We start from the raw sequence: 16,531 nt of genomic DNA, 5'->3' as shown, positions 1-16,531 counted from the left end.
CCGAGCGACCCCCTCTCGTCAGGCGGCCGAGCGACCCCCTCTCGTCAGGCGGCCGAGCGACCCCCTCTCGTCAGGCGGCCGGGAGCCAGCTGGTCGAGGTGGTCAGGGCGGCCAGGACGTCGGGCAGCGGCTCGACGCCGAGGCCGGGGCCGGATGGCACCGCCACGTGGCCGCCGTCCAACACGAAGGGGGCCGTCACGTCCTGGGCGAAGTAGCGGTCCGACGCCGACGTGTCGCCGGGGAGGGTGAAGCCGGGCAGCGCCGCCAGCGCGATGTTGGCCGCGCGGCCGAGGCCGGTCTCCAGCATGCCGCCGCACCAGACCGCCGCGCCGTGCGCCACCGCGAGGTCGTGGATGCGCCGCGCCCCCAGGTAGCCCCCGACCCGGCCCGGCTTGACGTTGATGATCGAGCAGGCGCCGAGCAGCAGCGCGTCGGCGGCGTCCTTGGCCGACTCGATCGACTCGTCGAGGCAGATCGGGGTGCTGAGGAGCCGCGCCAGGACGGCGTGCTGGCGCAGGTCGTCCTCGGCCAGCGGCTGCTCGATCAGCAGCAGCCCGAACGCGTCGAGGGCGGCCAGCGTCCGGGCGTCGGCCAGCGTGTAGGCGGCGTTCGCGTCGACCTGCAGCAACAGGTCGTCACCGAAGCGCTGCCGCACCGCCCGCACCGGCGCGACGTCCCAGCCGGGCTCGATCTTCAGCTTGATCCGCAGGTAGCCCTGGTCGAGATACCCGGCGACGGCGTCCAGCAGGGCGGGGATCGAGTCCATGATCCCGACGGAGACGCCGGCCGGCACGCGGTCGCGCACGGCGCCGAGGTAGGACCCGAACGACTCGCCGCGCGCCCGCAGCCACGCGTCCAGGACCGCCGTCTCCAGCGCCGCCTTCGCCATCCGGTGCCCGCGGACGGGCTCGAGCAGCCGCGCGACGTCCAGCGGCCCGAGGTCGCCGGCGGCGAACAGCCGGGGCGCGAGGAACCGCTCGATCACCTGCGCGGCCCCGTCGGCGAACTCGGGCGAGTACAGCGGCTCGCTCATCGCGACGCACTCGCCCCAGCCGTCGCCGTCGGGGGTCGCGGCGCGGATCAGCAGCACGTCCCGCTCGGTCTCGACGCCGAACGACGTCCGGAACGGCGCTACCAGCGGCATTGCGATCCGGCGCAGCTCGAACCCGGTGATCTTCACGTGTCCGTCCTCTCCACCACGTACGTTCCGGACCGGGTGAACCCGCTCACCCGCGCCCCGTCACCGATCAGCTCGCCGAGCACGTCGCGCATCGCGCCGCGCCACTGCCGGGCCGCGGCCGGGTCGGCGGCGCGCAGCGCCTCGATGTCCGGCGGGGTCGCGACCGTCACCCGCGCCGCCCGCGCCCACGACGACCGGGGCGCGGCCAGCGCGCGGCCAGACGGCGACTCGGCCAGCGCCGCGACGGCGTCGGAAGGCACCACCGCGCCGGTCCCGCCGCCGGCCGCGACGGCCGCCACCACCTCCGGCGCGTCCAGCCGCCAGCGCATCAGCAGCCGGTCGCTGCCCTGCCCGCCGTTGATCGCGTCGTCCATGTCGCCGTAGAAGTCGACGAGGTAGTCGCCCGGCCGGGCCTGCAGCTTGGCCAGGTTGAAGTAGGCGTTGCGGCGCACCAGCGGGTCGAACGTCCAGGTGATCTCGCTGAGCCCGCGCTCCAGCGCCCAGTCGCGCTGGTGCGCCTTCAGCGCGAACCCGACGTGCCGGCCGCGCGCGGCGGACGAGACGCCCGCGACGTGCGAGTGCATCGACCGGCCCGGCGGTGCGGCGAAGAACCCGACGCAGGCGCCGATCAGCTCGTCGCCGTCGTAGGCGCCGGCGACGTAGTTGCCGGCGTGGGTGAGCGCGCGCAGGTGCTCGACGGTGACGGGCGGGTTCGACCGGTCCGGCTGCCAGATCCGGTCGAACAGCGCGTAGACCTCCTCGAGGTCGCCGAGCGCGGCCAGTTCGCGGATGGTCGGACGGGCGACGGTGGCGGGCTGAGCTGCCATGTCGTCGATGATCCTCCGCTCCGGCAGGCCGGTCATGGTCGTCCGGCCCGATCCGCGGCGGCCGCGTTCGTCCAGCTCGACGAGCGCACCGCGTCGACCAGCCCGGCCAGCAGCGCGGCCCGCCGCGGCAGCTCGTCGACGAGGACGTACTCGCCGGGCGCGTGCGCCCCGGCCCCTACGGCGCCCAGCCCGTCCAGCGTCGGCGTGCCGTCGCCGGCGACGATGTTGCCGTCGGACGCGCCGCCCACGTGCGCCGACGCCAGCGGCCCCAGCCCGAGCCCGTCGGCCACCGTCACGGCCAGCGCGAACAGCGACGCCGACGACGACGGCTCGAACGGCGGGTGCCGCGGCCCGGGCACCACCTCGACCCGCGCGCCGTCCAGCACCGGACGCAGCGCGGCCAGCCCGTCGTCGACCCGGCGCGCCTCGGCCGCCGTCGGCACCCGGGCGTCCACGTGCACCGTCGCCGTCGCCGGGACGGTGTTCGCCGTGGTGCCGGCGGTGGTGAGGGTCGGGGTGACGGTGGCGCCGGCGGGCCCGCGGTCGAGCGCGGCGATGGCGTGGATCTGGTGCGCCAGCTCGACCGCCGCGTTCACGCCGTTCCACGGCTCCAGCCCGGCGTGCGCCGCCCGGCCGGTGACCTTCACCTCGTACCAGGCGACGCCCTTGCGCGCGGTCTTCAGCGCGCCGCCGTCGGCCGACGCCTCGAGGACGAACGCGGCCGACGCCCGGGCCGCCTCCTCGTGCAGCAGCGGCCGCGACGTCAGCGCGCCCAGCTCCTCGTCGCCGGTGACCAGCACGGTGATGCCGTCCAGCGACGACAGCCCGGCGAGGGCGTGGAACAGCTGCACCAGGCCGGCCTTCATGTCGAAGCAGCCGGGACCGTACGCCCGGCCGTCGGCGACGCGCCACGGGTGCTCGATCAGCGACCCGACCGGCCAGACGGTGTCGTGGTGGCCGAGCAGCAGCACGCCGGGCGGCCCGAATCGCCAGCGCAGGTGGGTGCGCCCGTCGACGACCAGCCGCTCCGGCTCGGCGCCGGTGAGGCGCGCGCCCAGCGCGGCGACGACCTCGGCCGACGCCGCGACGGCGGCGAGCGACGACGACGGCGACTCGCACTCGACCAGCGTGCGCAGGTCCTCGGTCATCGCGGCGACGCTGCTCATGCGGCCGCCCGGAGGTGGTCGACGGCGATCCGCGCGGCCGTGCCGATGACGGCGTCGGCGGCCGGGTTGCGGAACTCAGCGCCAGGCAACCGCAGGAACACGGCGACCGCGTACGTGCCGCCGTCGGGGTACTCGACGACGCCCACCTCGTTGCGCACGTGCGACAACGTGCCGGTTTTGCCGCTCACCCGTACATCATCGTCCGGAAAACCCGAGGTGAGCCGGTGTGGCCACACCTGAAGTGCCAGGATCCGGCGGATCTCGTCGCAGGCGGCCGCCGGCAGCCCGTCGGCGGTCCAGACGCGCCGCAGCAGCGTCGTGGTCTCGCGCGGCGTGCTGCGGTTGGTCGTCCTGGCGTCGAGGACGGCGTCGAGGCCGTCGGACTCGATGAGCCGGAACAGCCCGGCGCAGTCCTCCTCCAGCACCGTCCCGGTCAGCCCGAGCGCGGCCGTCCCGGCGTTGATCTTCTCCCGGCCGAGCAGCGCCATCAGCGCGTCCGTCGCGTGGTTGTCGCTGACGCTCATCATCAGGTACGCGACGTCGCGCAGCGACAGGTCCGCGTCGTCCAGCATCACCGACAGCCCGGTCGGGCCGAGCGTCCGCCCGCCGGCCGGCACCCGCAGCCGGTCGGCGGGCGCGCGCTCACCCGTCGCGAACTGGCGGCACAGCTCCACCAGCACCGGGATCTTGAACACGCTCGCGGTGACGACCGGCGCGTCCGGCTCGACGCCCACCTCGGCGCCGGAGCCGACGTCGGCCGCGTGCAGGAACCCGGTCACGCCGGCCGCTGCGAACGCGTCCTTCAGCTCCCCCTCGACCTCCCCCACGACGTCAGGAGACCTTCGGCGTCGCACGGACCCCGAGGTGCAGGTACGGCGTCCCGTCGGCGAGCTGGTAGAACGTCACCGGCATCCAGGTCTCGTTGCCGGGCAGCAGGGTCACGTACAGGCCGTCGCGCACCGGCACGAGGTCCAGCTCCTTGGGCTCCTCGTCCATGCCGGCCAGCTCGCTGGTCGTCGTCAGCCGCAACTTCGGCCCGGTCTCGCCCTGCCAGACGTCGAGCCGCACGCTGGTGCGCTCGTAGGTGCCCACGTACGGGGCGATGTCGGCCTCGACCGGCTCGGCCGGCGGGGCCAGCGGGGTGGTCATCTCGACGCCGGCGACGTCGCGGCAGATCTCCCGGATCAGCGTCTCGTAGAGGTCGCGGGTGTGCCCGCCGTTGGTGAGCAGGGTGACGGCGACGTCCTGGTCGGGCAGCACCCGCAGGAACGCGGACTGCCCGATGGTGTTGCCGTCGTGGCCGAACAGCCGGGTGCCGTTCCAGTCCAGCCGGAACCAGCCGAGCCCCCACGAGTCGGCCAGCGTGTACGGGTCGGGCAGCCGGACCCGCTCCTCGCGCATGGCCGCGGCGGTGCCCTCGGCCAGCACGCGGGTGCCGTCGGCGGCGACCCCGCCGGCCAGGTGCATGCGGGCGAACGCGAGCACGTCGGCGACGGTGGCGGCGATCAGCCCGGCCGGACCGGCCGAGCGGGGCAGCACCCAGACCGGGGCGCGGCGGTACGGCTCGTCCTCCTCGTGCACGTGGCCGACGGCGGTCCGGTAGAGCAGCGCGTCGTCGGGCAGCGTCACCGTGTGGGTCAGCCCGAGCGGCGTGTACAGCAGCTCGCGCATCGCGGTGTCCCAGGTCTGCCCGGTGAGCTTCTCGATGACCCGGCCGGCGGTGGTGAACCCGGAGTTGCAGTACGACCACGTGGCGCCGAGCGGGTGGTTGAGTGGCAGCCCGGCCAGCGCCGCGACGTACTTCTCCAGGCAGTCGTCGCCGCGGCCGGTGTCGAGGAAGAAGTCGCCGTCGATGCCGCTGGTGTGCGTCAGCAGGTGCCGCATGGTGACCCGCGCGGTGGCGTCGTCGTCGGCCAGCCGCAGCTCCGGCAGGTACGTGACGACCGGCTCGTCGAGGTCCAGCTTGCCGGCGTCGGCCAGCGCCATGACGACCGTCGCCGTCCACACCTTGGTGATCGAGCCGATCTGGAACAACGTGTCGGTGGTGACCTCGACGCCGGTGTCGACGTTGGTGACGCCGAAGGCCAGCTCCAGGGTCTCGTCGCCGCGGGCGATGCCCAGCGTGGCGCCGGGGACGCGGTAGCGCTCGGCCAGCTCGTCCAGCCGCTGCTGCCAGTGGGCGGCGTCCAGGGAGGATGTGGTGGTCGTCATCGGGCTCTCCTTCTTCGACGTGTGCTGCGTGACCCAGTCGACGATGCGGCGGGCGTAGTCGAGCCGGTGCGACGGGCGCCCGGCCAGGATGAACAGGTGCGACGCGCCCGGGTAGAGCACCAGCCGGGCGGGGACGCCGAGGGCGCGAAGGGCGGCGAACCACTGCTCGGCCTGCTCCGGCGGGCAGCGGTCGTCGTTCAGGCCGTGCAGCAGCAGCGTCGGCGTCGTCACGTTCGCGACGTTCGTGTACGGCGACTGCGCGGCGGCGCCCTCGGGGTCGGTGAACGGGACGGCGGTCTCGAACGCGGCCAGGTAGTGCCCGGCGTCGGAGGTGCCGGCGAAGCTGGTGATGTCGGTCAGCGAGCCGCCCGGGATCGCGGCGGCGAAGCGGTCGGTGCGCCCGGTCAGCCAGCAGGTCATGTAGCCGCCGTAGCTGTACCCGGTGACGGCCAGCCGGTCGGGGTCGGCGACGCCCTCGGCGACCAGCTGGTCCAGCGGCTCCAGGAAGTCGCGCTCGTCGCCCCGCCCCCACTGCCCGGCGGCGGCGGAGAAGAACGCCTCGCCGTAGCCGTCGCTGGCCCGCGGGTTGAGCAGCAGCACCGACCACCCCTGCTCCACCAGCAGCTGGTGGTACGAGTGGCCGACGTCGGGCACCGGGCTCCACGCGTTGTGCGGGCCGCCGTGGATGTCCAGCAGCAGCGGCGTGGCGCCGGCCGCCCCGGCCGGGCGGTGCAGCCAGCCGTGCACCTCGGTGCCGTCGGAGATGGTGAACACCCGCTCCTCGGCGACCGGCAGATCCAGGTCCGCGGGCGAGTGCGCGGTCAGCGTCGTCTCGGCCCCGGTGCCGACGTCGACGAGCACCACCTCGCCGTACGAGCCGTGCCCGGAGACGACGACGGCGGCGCGGCCGCCGGCGACGGACAGCCCGGACACCACCCGGCCGGCGCCGCCGAGAAGCGGCCGCACCGGCCCCTCGTCCACGGTGTACACGTGCGTGCAGCCGCGGTCCCGGGCGCAGAACACGACGGTATCTCCGGCGCCCGCGAGCTGCGGCAGCCCGCCGGGGTAGCCGGGTCCGCCGGCCATGACGTTGCGGTCCAGGTCGGCGGTGAGGTCGACGGCCGGGCCGCCGTCCAGCGGGACGCGGAACAGCCGCTGGTGCGCCACCGCGGGCTCGCGCTGCCCGACGACCAGCAGCGCGCCGCCGTCCCGGGTCCACGTCACCGGGCCGGCGGCGCGCAGCTCGCCGGCGGGCTCGCCCAGCGGCCCGCCGTCCGCCGGCAACACGTAGACCGACGACTCCATGGTGAGGTCGGCGTCCGCCGAGGTCACCGCCGGGAAGGCCAGCCGGGTGCCGTCCGGCGACCACGCCGGCGCACCGGCGTTCCAGTCGCCGTCGGTCAGCTGGGTGACGTCGCCGGTCGCGACGTCCACGACGTGCACGTGCTGGCGCAGGCCACGCAGCAGCCCGGCGCCGTCGGCCTTGTAGCCGAGCCGGTCCAGCACGATCGGGTCGGTGTCCTTCTGGCCCGTGGTGTCGACGGCGGCGGCGAACGCGATGCGCGCGCCGTCCGGGCTCCACACCGGCGCGCCGGCGCCCTTCGGCAGGTCGGTCAGCGCCACCGGCTCGCCGCCGCCGGACATCGGCAGCAGCCACAGCTGCGGCGGCCCGTCCACGGCGCGCAGGAAGGCCAGCCGGGTGCCGTCCGGCGACCACGCGGGCGACGCGTCGGCCCGCCCGTGGGTGAGCCGGCGCGGCTCGGCGCCGGCCTCGGCCAGCCACAGCGACGAGACGTTCTCGTCCGCCTCGCCGTCGCTGCCCTTCAGGACGTACGCGACGCGGGCGCCGTCCGGCGACAGTGCGGGTTCGGCGGGAACGGTCAGGGCGAGCACATCGTCAGGGGTCATCGGGCCGGCACCTCCAGGATCTCCGCGGCGAAATGGCAGGCGGCCCGGTGCGGCCGGTCCGCCGCGCCGGGCTGCGGGTCGGTCTCGGCGCAGATCGTGCGCTCCGGCCGGGTCAGCGGGCCGATCGGGCAGCGACGGTGGAACCGGCAGCCCGGCGGCGGGTCGTGCGGCGACGGCGCCTCGGTGTCGAGGCGGGCGTCGTCGGCGGGGACGGGGTCGTCCAGCGCGACGCCGAACGCCGGTGCGGCGTCCAGCAGCGTGCGGGTGTAGGGGTGCTTCGGCGCCGACAGCACGGCGTCGGCCGGGCCGGCCTCGACGATGCGGCCCAGGTACATGACGGCGATGACGTCGCTGACGTAGCGCACCACGGACAGGTTGTGCGAGATGAACAGGATGGTCAGGCCGAGCTCGCGCTGCAGGTCGCGGACCAGGTTGAGCACCGACCCCTGCACCGACACGTCGAGCGCGGAGGTGATCTCGTCGGCCAGCACCACCTCGGGCTCGGCGGCCAGCGCGCGGGCCAGCGCGACCCGCTGCCGCTGCCCGCCGGACATCCCCGACGGCAGCGACCGCGCCCTCGCCGGGTCCAGGCCGACCAGCTCCAGCAGCCGGGCCACCTCGGCCGACCGGGCGGCGCGGCGGCGCCGGCCGGGCAGCGCCTCGGCGATCGACTCGCCGATGGTCATCCGCGGGTCCAGCGACGCGTGCGGGTCCTGGAACACCATCTGCAGCTTGCGCCGGTCGCGGCGGGTGCGCAGCGGCGTGCCGTCCAGCCGCACCTCGCCGCCGCTCGTCGGGACCAGCCCGACCGCGGCCTTGGCCAGCGTCGACTTGCCCGACCCGGACTCGCCCACCAGCCCGACCACCTGGCCCTGCGGCACGACGAGGTCGACCCCGTCGACGGCGGTCAGCGCGGAGCGGCCGGTCCCGAACCGGACCGTCGTGCCCTCGAACGACAGCTCCCTCATGCCTGGCCTCCCGTGACGGCGTCCAGCGTCAGGTCCAGCGGCCGCGTGCGCGGGTGCCAGCAGGCGGCCCGCTGGTGCGGCGCGACGGCGGCGAGGCCGGGCCGCACCCGGCAGGCGTCGTCGGCGAACGCGCAGCGCGGCGCGAACGCGCAGCCCTCGGGCCGGTCGGACGGGTCCGGCGGCCGGCCGGGGATGGTGGCCAGCGGCCGCTCCCGGTCGGTCGCGAGGTCCGGGACGGACGCCAGCAGCGCGCGGGTGTACGGGTGCGCGGCGGCGCCGAGCCGGTCCACCGGCAGCTCCTCGACCACGCGGCCGGCGTACATGACGACGACCCGTTCGCACAGCTGCGCGACGACGGCGATGTCGTGCGAGATGAGCACGACCGCCGCGCCGGTCTCGGCCTGCACGTCCTTGAGCAGCCGCAGCACCTGCCGCTGCACCGTGACGTCGAGCGCGGTGGTCGGCTCGTCGGCGATGATCAGCTCCGGCGTGCTCATCAGGCCCATCGCGATCATCGCCCGCTGCCGCATGCCGCCGGAGAACTCGTGCGGGTACTGGTGCGCCCGCCGGTCCGGCGCGGGGACGCGGACGGTGCGCAGCCGGTCGACGGCGCGGGCCAGGGCGGCGCGCGTGCCCTGCCGCTCGTGCACCTGCGTCACCTCGGCCAGCTGCCGCCCGACCCGCATCGACGGGTTGAACGAGGTCATCGGGTCCTGGAAGACCATCGCGACCTTCGTGCCGAGCAGGTCGCGGACCTCGGCGTCGGTGCGGCCGAGCGGGGCGACTCCGGCCACCTCGAGCCGTCCGGCCGTGACGTGCGCGGCGTCCGGGGCGAGCTGGGCGACGGCGAGGGCGGTGAGGCTCTTGCCGGAGCCGGACTCCCCCACGATGCCGACGGTCTCGCCACGGCGGACGGTGAGCGCGACGCCGTCGACGGGGTGGGTCCAGCCGCCACCGGGCGCGGGGAAGCCCACGCGCAGGTCGTCGGCGGTGAGGACGGCGTCCGCCTCGGCCTCGGCGGCCACGTCCGGCGCCGGCTCGGCCACTGGCTCGCGCCTCCGGCGCACCGCCCGCACCCCGACCACCTGCGCGATCGACTCGCCGAGCAGCGTGAACGCCAGCCCGGCGACCACGACGGCGACGCCGGGAGCGAGCGCCGCGGCCGGGTTGATGTAGATGCGGTCGAGTCCCTCGCCGAGCAACCGGCCCCAGTCGTAGGCCGGCGGCTGCACGCCCAGGCCCAGGAAGGACAGCCCGGCGAAGGCCAGCAGCGCGCCGCCGGCCAGCACCGTCGCGTTCACCACCAGCGGCTCGCCGACGTTCGGCAGCAGGTGCCGGGTGATCAGCCGGAACCGGCCCACCCCGGCCACCCGCGCGGCCGCCACGTAGTCCCGTCCGGACACCGCGGCCACGTTCGTCTGCACCAGCCGGGCGAACGACGGAGCGCCGGCCAGCCCGATCGCCAGCACGGCGCCGCGCGCGCCGACCCCGAAGATCACCGCGAAGAACAGCGCCAGCAACAGCCCGGGGAACGCGACAGCCAGGTTCACCGCCGCCGTCACCAGCCGGCCGGTCCGCCGTCCGAGCACCGCCGGCAGCACGCCCAGGACCACCCCGACGACGACGCAGATCGCGGTGGCCAGCAGCGCGAGGCCGAGCGAGTACCGGGTCGCGACCAGGACCCGCAGCAGGATGTCGCGGCCGAGCGCGTCGGTGCCGAGCGGGTGCTCGGACGTCGAGCCCTGCGACAGCGCCGCCGGGTCGGTCTCTTCCGCGGCGTCGCCCCAGATCATCGGCGCGACGACGGCCAGCACGCCCAGCGCCACGAGCAGGCCCGCGGCGACGGAGCCGACCGGGTTGCGCAGCGCCGCCTTCCACTGTTCGCGTCCCATCAGCCCTCCCTGATGGTCGAGCGCGGGTCGGCGACCGCCAGCAGCACGTCGACGACGAGGTTCACCAGCAGCACCGCGGCGCCGTAGACCAGCACGATGCCCTGCACGACCGGGTAGTCCTTGGCCAGGATCGAGGAGACGATCGTCATCCCCATGCCCGGCCACGCGAACACGTTCTCGACCAGCACGGTGCCGACGATCATGCCGCTGAGCAGCAGGCCGCCGATGGTGAGCGTCGAGGTCAGCGCGTTCGGGAAGACGTGGCGCAGGTACACCCGCAGCGGCGGCAGCCGTTTGGCCCGGGCGGTGCGGACGAAGTCCTGGTCCAGCACCGCCAGCGCCTCGACCCGGACCATGCGCGCCAGCAGCAGCGCCGGGCCGAGCGACAGCGCCAGCACCGGCAGCACGTACGACGACGCCCCGCCGCGCCCCGCCACCGGGAACCAGCCCAGCGAGACACCGAACACGAACACCAGCCCGACCGCGAGCAGGAACTCCGGGATCGCCGCGATCATCGCGCTGGTGGAGGTGAAGCCGAGCTCGCTGCCGCGGCGCCGGCCGCCCCGCGTCAGCACCGCCATGCCCAGCCCGAGCGGGACCGCGATCAGCATCACCACGACGAACGCGGCGATCGCCAGGCTCGCGGTGGCCGGCAGCCGCTGGCCGATCGTCTCCGACACCGGCACCCCGGACGACATCGAGATGCCGAGATCACCGGAGAACAGCGCCCGCAGGTAGTTCACGAACTGCGTGCCGAGCGGGTCGTTCAGGCCGAGCGCCTCGCGCCGCGCGTCCACCAGCTCCGGCGGCGCCGTCACGCCGAGCGCCGCCCGGACCGGGTCGCCGGGAATCAGGTGGATCATCCCGAACGCGAGCGTGACCAGCACCGCGAGCGACACCAGCAGCCGCCCCAGCCGGCGGACCAGGAAGGCGGCCCACGGGTTGCCGACGCCGGGCCGGGCGGCGACCAGAGCCGTCACGAGGCCGTCAGCCGGATCGTCGCCGGGATCGGGCCGTCGCCGCCGAGCTCCAGGGTGGCGCCGTCGAGGAAGATCGGGATGATCTCGTCGGCGAAGAGCTGCACGTCGTTCTGCTCGAACAGCGCCTGCTCCGCCTCCTGCCACTTGTCGCAGCCCTCCTGGCCGGGCAGCGTCATCGCCTCGGCGACGGCGGCGGCGTACTCGGGGTTCTCGATCGAGGCGAGGTTGACCCCGCCGTCGGCCGGCGCCGGGCCGGACAGGAACGGCACCATCCCGTTGGGCAGCCGCAGGTTCACCGGCAGCAGCGCGGCGCCCCACGACCCGGTGCCGAAGATCACCTCGTTGTACTCCGTCGGCGGCAGGCCGCGGGTGGTGACGGCGACGCCGAGCTCCGTCCACGTCGACGCGATCAGCTCGGCCGCCGCGGCGGTGGTGTCGCCGCGGGTGCTGTTGTAGATCAGCTCCAGCTCCAGCCGGGCGCCGTCCTTGGCGCGCACACCGTCCGAACCGGCCGTCCACCCGGCGCCGTCGAGGGCCGCGGCGGCCGCCTCGGCGTCCTGGGCCGGCAGGTGGCCGTCGACGGCGTCGTAGCGGCAGGCGACCGGGTCGACGACGGCGAGCGCCTCGGACCGCTGCCCGAAGCCGCCGGTGATCACCGACATCAGCTCCTCGTAGTCCAGCGCCTGGGCCAGCGCGGACCGGACGGCGTCGTCGGCGCCGGGGTTGCCCGCGGCCTGGTTGAGGAACAGCTCGCCGACCACCGCTCGCAGTGTGACGTTCTCGTAGCTCTGCTCCAGCCGCTGCCGGTCCGGCCCGACCACCTGGACGGCGTTCAGCTCACCCGAGAGCAGCAGGTTCGCCGCCGTCGACTCGTTCGCGATGACCCGCAGGTTCACCGACGCCGGTGTGCCCTCGTCGGCCGCGGCCGCGCCGTCCGGGCCCCATGCGTAGTCGTCGCGGCGCTGGAACGTGTAGTGGTCGTCACGGACCGCCTCGGTCAGCTCGAACATCCCGGTGCCGATGCCGGCCTCCTCCAGCAGCGCCGGGTCGTCCAGGCCGGCCTTGCAGGCGATGAACATGTCACCGGTGCTCTGCAGCAGGAACGGGTCCGGCGCCGGCACGGTGATGGTGACGGTGCGGGCCGCGTCGTCGGCGGTCGTGGTCATCTCGGCCGGGACCAGCACGCCGCGCAGCGGCGACACGTTGGCCTCGTCGACCACGAACTCGAAGTTCGCCGCCACGTCGGTCGCCGTCAGCGGGGTGCCGTCGGAACAGGTCACGCCGTCGCGCAGGGTGTACGTGACGGTGGTCGCGGTGGCCTCCCACGACTCCGCCAGCCACGGCAGCTCCTCGCCGTCGGTGGTGAAGTAGACCAGCTTGTCGTACATGTAGTTGGCGACGGCGCGGGTCGCCGCGAGCACCGTCAGGTGCGGGTGCAGGTTGCCCGGGTCCGCGCTGACCGCCGTGTTGAACGTCCCGTCCACGACGGGTTCGGCCGCGCCGCCCGCCTCACTGGGACCGTCCCCGCCACCGTCCCCGCCGCAGGCCGCGAGGATCAGGGTGAGGGCCGCGACGACGGTGACCTTCCGGCGTGTGCGCATGACGACTCCTTCGCAGAGCGCAGCTGGTCCGCACAGCGTGGCCCCGTGACCCGGGTCACGTCTTTGTCCGATCCGACGACCCCGCGACGCGGAAGTCGTCGTCCGCACCGAACGTCAGGCGCGCAGCACCCGGCCGGCCCGCTCGCCGGTGAAGCCGCCGCCGTCGACGACCACCCGGCCGCCCAGCACGACCGTCTCGACGCCGTCGGGGGTGACGGCCGGGTCGGTGTAGCTGCCGGCGTGGCCGATGCGGGCCGGGTCGAAGACGGTGACGTCGGCGTGCACACCTGGCAGCAGGACGCCGCGGCCGGCCAGCCCGAACTGGCGGGCGATCAGCGACGTCGCCTTGCGGATGGCCTCCTCCCAGGTCAGCACGTTCTGGTCGCGGACGTACGTGCCCAGCAGCCGCGGGAAGCAGCCGTACGTGCGCGGGTGCTGCAGGCCCATGGGCGGGCCGTTGTCCGAGCCGATGCCGACCAGCGGGCTGGCCATGATGGTCCGCACGTCCGGCTCGGCCATCATCTCGACGACGATCATCGCGGCGGGGTCCTCGCCGACGAGGTCGCAGAGGGTGTCGAAGCCGTCGGTGCCGCGCTGGGCCGCGAGGTCGGCCACGGTGCGGCCGACGACGGTGGCGTCGCGGTGGCCGGTGACGATGACCTGCGCCGCCGTCGTGTTGGCCCACATGCCGTCGCCGGGGTCGCCGCGCTCGGCGTCGGCGCGCAGCCCGACCCGGTACGCGGGGTCGGCCAGCCGCGCCGTCATGGCCGCCGCCCCGCCCTCGGCCGCGCGGTTGGGCAGCAGCGCGAGCAGCACCGTCCCGCCGGCGAGGTACGGGTACTGGTCGCCCATCGCGTCGACGCCGGCCAGCCGGGCCGCCTGGATGCGTTCCAGCAGGGCGGTGCTCTTGCCGTGCGCCGCCCGCCCGGCCGCCTTGCAGTGCGAGATCTGCAGCCGCACGCCGCCGGCCCTGGCGACCGCGACCGCCTCGTCGATGGCGTCCTCGACGAAGCGGCCCTCGTCGCGCATGTGGGTGGCGTAGGTGCGGCCGTAGGCGCCCGCGACCCGGGCGATCGCCTCCAGCTCGGCCTGGTCGGCGAAACAGCCGGGCGGGTAGATCAGGCCGGTGGAGAAGCCGACCGCGCCGGCCTCGAACGCCTCGGCGGCCAGCCGCCGCATCTGCTCGACGGCGCCCGGGCGCAGCTCGTCGCCGGCGCCGTTGGCGGTGAGCCGCAGCGTGTGGTGGCCGACGAGGTAGGCCAGGTGGTTGGTGGGGCCGTGCCGCTCGACGAGGTCGAGGAAGTCGGCGAACGAGCCGGGCGGCGGCGGGATGTCGCAGCCGAGCTCGCCGTACATCTCCCGCACGACGGCCGCCGACGCCTCGTCCAGCGGGGCGAAGCTGAACCCGCAGTTGCCGGCCACCTCGGTCGTCACGCCCTGCAGCAGCTTGAACGGCTGCGCGTCGTCCATCAGCGGCACCATGTCGCTGTGCGAGTGGGCGTCGACGAAACCAGGCGCGACGTGCAGGCCCGTGCAGTCGAGGACGCGGGCGCCGGTCTCGGCGGCGCCCGCACCGGGCGCGACCGCGCGCACGACGCCGTCGGCCACCACCACGTCGGCCTGGAGGCCGGGCGAACCCAGACCGTCGAACACGGTGCCGCCACGCAGGACGAGTGTCTCGCTCATGCCCGGATTCAACCGCAGGCCGCGGCCGCCGTGTTCGTCGGATCGACCAAAGGTCAGGCGGACTTCTCGCGGCGCTCGCGCTTGCGCGGGCCCTCGCGCGGCACCAGGGTGGGCAGCACGTTGGCGTCGACCACCTCGCGGGTGATGACCACGCGGGCGACGTCGTCGCGCGACGGCACCTCGTACATGGCGTGCAGCAGCACCTCTTCGATGATGGCCCGCAGGCCGCGGGCGCCGGTGCCGCGCAGCAGCGCGAGGTCGGCGACCGCCTCGACCGCGTCGTCGGTGAACTCGAGCTCGACGTGGTCGATCTCGAACAGCCGCATGTACTGCTTCACCAGCGCGTTGCGCGGCTCGGACAGGATGCGGATGAGCGCGGCGCGGTCGAGCGGCGACACCGTCGTGATGACCGGCAGCCGGCCGATGAACTCGGGGATCAGCCCGAACTTCAGCAGGTCCTCCGGCATCACCTCGCCGAAGGTGTTCACCGCCTCGCGCTCGGACTTGGACTGGATCTGCGCGCCGAAGCCCAGGCCGCGCTTGCCGATGCGGCCCTGGATGATGTCGTCCAGGCCGGCGAACGCGCCACCCACGATGAACAGCACGTTCGTGGTGTCGATCTGGATGAACTCCTGGTGCGGGTGCTTGCGCCCACCCTGCGGCGGGACGCTGGCCGTCGTCCCCTCGAGGATCTTCAGCAGCGCCTGCTGCACGCCCTCGCCGGAGACGTCGCGGGTGATCGACGGGTTCTCGCTCTTGCGGGCGATCTTGTCGACCTCGTCGATGTAGATGATGCCGGTCTCGGCCTTCTTGACGTCGTAGTCGGCGGCCTGGATCAGCTTCAGCAGGATGTTCTCGACGTCCTCGCCGACGTAGCCCGCCTCCGTCAGCGCGGTGGCGTCGGCGATGGCGAACGGCACGTTCAGCATCTTCGCCAGCGTCTGCGCGAGGTAGGTCTTGCCACACCCCGTCGGGCCGATGAGCAGGATGTTGCTCTTCGACAGCTCGACGGTGTCGTCCTTGCCGTGGCCGCGGGCGGCGGCGGTCTGGCGCGCCTGGACCCGCTTGTAGTGGTTGTAGACGGCGACGGAGAGCGCCTTCTTGGCGACGTCCTGGCCGATGACGTACTGCTCGAGGAACTCGTAGATCTCGCGCGGCTTCGGCAGCTCGGAGAGGCCGCCCGCCTCAGCGGTCTCGCTCAGCTCTTCCTCGATGATCTCGTTGCAGAGATCGATGCACTCGTCGCAGATGTACACGCCAGGGCCTGCGATGAGCTTCTTCACCTGCTTCTGGCTCTTACCGCAGAACGAGCACTTGAGCAGGTGGTCAGCGTCGCCGATGCGTGCCACGCGGTACGTCCTTCCTCGACGTCGAGCGTCTTGCCGGCCCTCGCGAGCCCTGCGTGCCTTCGACGTTACAACGTCCGATGGACAAACGGGCACCCGGAGACCGGATCGGGCCCGGCGCGTCGCGCACCGGGCCCGATGGTGCGAGGTCAGCCGACGAGGCTGGCCTTGCGAGAGGCGGTGAAGTTGTCGACGAGGCCGTAGTCGATGGCCTCCTGGGTGGTCAGGATCTTGTCGCGCTCGATGTCGGTGCGCACCTGGTCGATGCTGCGGCCGGAGTGGTCGGAGAGCATCTTCTCCAGCAGCGCCCGCATGCGCAGGATCTCGTTGGCCTGGATCTCGATGTCGCTGGCCTGGCCGTAGGTGCCCTCGGTGTAGGGCTGGTGGATGAGGATGCGCGCGTTCGGCACCGCCAGCCGCTTGCCGGGGGCCCCGGCCGCCAGCAGCACGGCCGCCGCCGACGCCGCCTGACCCATGCACACCGTCCGGACGTCCGGCTTGATGAACTGCATGGTGTCGTAGATGGTCGTCATCGCGGTGAACGAGCCACCGGGCGAGTTGATGTAGATCTCGATGTCGCGGTCGGGCTCCATCGACTCCAGGCAGATCAGCTGCGCCATGACGGCGTTCGCGACGTCGTCGGTGATGGGCGTGCCGAGGAAGATGATGCGCTCCTCGAACAGCTTGCCGTACGGGTCGATCCGCCGGAAGCCGTAGGACGTGCGCTCCTCCCACTGCGGGATGTAGTAGTTCACTGGGTCTCCTC

The 16,531-nt window shown here is 74.0% G+C and carries 12 protein-coding genes; all 12 read right to left on the bottom strand.

Annotated features, from left to right (window positions below; genetic code table 11):
- Nucleotides 1-70 precede the first annotated feature (70 nt).
- Entirely contained in the window at nucleotides 71-1,180 is a 1,110-nt protein-coding gene (gene menC, locus BLV02_RS31445) for an o-succinylbenzoate synthase (RefSeq protein WP_141711633.1), read from the bottom strand.
- Nucleotides 1,177-2,007: a GNAT family N-acetyltransferase gene (locus BLV02_RS31440; protein ID WP_216094281.1), complete on the bottom strand. Its 831-nt coding sequence runs from the start codon at nucleotides 2,005-2,007 to the stop codon at nucleotides 1,177-1,179. Before BLV02_RS31440 ends, menC begins: the two co-directional genes overlap by 4 nt.
- A 32-nt stretch (nucleotides 2,008-2,039) precedes the next feature.
- Nucleotides 2,040-3,173, bottom strand: coding sequence for a M20/M25/M40 family metallo-hydrolase (locus BLV02_RS31435; RefSeq protein WP_069112137.1), 1,134 nt, complete (start codon nucleotides 3,171-3,173; stop codon nucleotides 2,040-2,042).
- The gene (locus BLV02_RS31430) at nucleotides 3,170-4,000 is read right to left on the bottom strand and encodes a serine hydrolase (RefSeq protein WP_069112138.1); all 831 of its coding nucleotides are present in this window, start codon (nucleotides 3,998-4,000) and stop codon (nucleotides 3,170-3,172) included. The genes BLV02_RS31435 and BLV02_RS31430 overlap by 4 nt, the downstream gene beginning before the upstream one ends.
- 4 nt (nucleotides 4,001-4,004) lie before the next feature.
- A complete protein-coding gene (locus BLV02_RS31425; RefSeq protein ID WP_069112139.1) occupies nucleotides 4,005-7,292 on the bottom strand; it encodes a serine hydrolase in 3,288 nt (1,095 codons plus the stop codon).
- Nucleotides 7,289-8,260, bottom strand: coding sequence for an oligopeptide/dipeptide ABC transporter ATP-binding protein (locus BLV02_RS31420; RefSeq protein ID WP_069112140.1), 972 nt, complete (start codon nucleotides 8,258-8,260; stop codon nucleotides 7,289-7,291). Before BLV02_RS31420 ends, BLV02_RS31425 begins: the two co-directional genes overlap by 4 nt.
- Nucleotides 8,257-10,152 carry a dipeptide/oligopeptide/nickel ABC transporter permease/ATP-binding protein gene (locus BLV02_RS31415; protein ID WP_069112141.1) on the bottom strand — a complete coding sequence of 632 codons (1,896 nt, stop codon included), beginning with the start codon at nucleotides 10,150-10,152 and terminating at the stop codon, nucleotides 8,257-8,259. Before BLV02_RS31415 ends, BLV02_RS31420 begins: the two co-directional genes overlap by 4 nt.
- The gene (locus BLV02_RS31410; RefSeq protein ID WP_069112142.1) at nucleotides 10,152-11,132 is read right to left on the bottom strand and encodes an ABC transporter permease; all 981 of its coding nucleotides are present in this window, start codon (nucleotides 11,130-11,132) and stop codon (nucleotides 10,152-10,154) included. The genes BLV02_RS31415 and BLV02_RS31410 overlap by 1 nt, the downstream gene beginning before the upstream one ends.
- The gene (locus BLV02_RS31405; RefSeq protein WP_069112143.1) at nucleotides 11,129-12,733 is read right to left on the bottom strand and encodes an ABC transporter substrate-binding protein; all 1,605 of its coding nucleotides are present in this window, start codon (nucleotides 12,731-12,733) and stop codon (nucleotides 11,129-11,131) included. The genes BLV02_RS31410 and BLV02_RS31405 overlap by 4 nt, the downstream gene beginning before the upstream one ends.
- A 114-nt stretch (nucleotides 12,734-12,847) precedes the next feature.
- Nucleotides 12,848-14,419 (bottom strand): N-acyl-D-amino-acid deacylase family protein, encoded by a 1,572-nt coding sequence (locus BLV02_RS31400; protein WP_069112144.1) that lies wholly within the window; start codon nucleotides 14,417-14,419, stop codon nucleotides 12,848-12,850.
- A gap of 53 nt (nucleotides 14,420-14,472) precedes the next feature.
- Nucleotides 14,473-15,768, bottom strand: coding sequence for an ATP-dependent Clp protease ATP-binding subunit ClpX (gene clpX, locus BLV02_RS31395; protein ID WP_074946843.1), 1,296 nt, complete (start codon nucleotides 15,766-15,768; stop codon nucleotides 14,473-14,475).
- A gap of 146 nt (nucleotides 15,769-15,914) precedes the next feature.
- Nucleotides 15,915-16,520 (bottom strand): ATP-dependent Clp protease proteolytic subunit, encoded by a 606-nt coding sequence (locus BLV02_RS31390; RefSeq protein WP_069112146.1) that lies wholly within the window; start codon nucleotides 16,518-16,520, stop codon nucleotides 15,915-15,917.
- Nucleotides 16,521-16,531 lie beyond the last annotated feature (11 nt).

It is taken from the genome of Jiangella alba, from assembly GCF_900106035.1.
Classification (GTDB): domain Bacteria; phylum Actinomycetota; class Actinomycetes; order Jiangellales; family Jiangellaceae; genus Jiangella; species Jiangella alba.
This window is presented reverse-complemented; position numbering and strand designations above follow the sequence as displayed.

What these genes read in the sequence shown, in the direction of transcription:
- BLV02_RS31415 (WP_069112141.1), bottom strand. Translation starts at nt 10,152, where the DNA reads ATGGGACGCGAACAGTGGAAGGCGGCGCTGCGCAACCCGGTCGGCTCC.
- BLV02_RS31420 (WP_069112140.1), bottom strand. Translation starts at nt 8,260, where the DNA reads ATGAGGGAGCTGTCGTTCGAGGGCACGACGGTCCGGTTCGGGACCGGC.
- BLV02_RS31425 (WP_069112139.1), bottom strand. Translation starts at nt 7,292, where the DNA reads ATGACCCCTGACGATGTGCTCGCCCTGACCGTTCCCGCCGAACCCGCA.
- BLV02_RS31400 (WP_069112144.1), bottom strand. Translation starts at nt 14,419, where the DNA reads ATGAGCGAGACACTCGTCCTGCGTGGCGGCACCGTGTTCGACGGTCTG.
- BLV02_RS31405 (WP_069112143.1), bottom strand. Translation starts at nt 12,733, where the DNA reads ATGCGCACACGCCGGAAGGTCACCGTCGTCGCGGCCCTCACCCTGATC.
- BLV02_RS31435 (WP_069112137.1), bottom strand. Translation starts at nt 3,173, where the DNA reads ATGAGCAGCGTCGCCGCGATGACCGAGGACCTGCGCACGCTGGTCGAG.
- BLV02_RS31440 (WP_216094281.1), bottom strand. Translation starts at nt 2,007, where the DNA reads ATGGCAGCTCAGCCCGCCACCGTCGCCCGTCCGACCATCCGCGAACTG.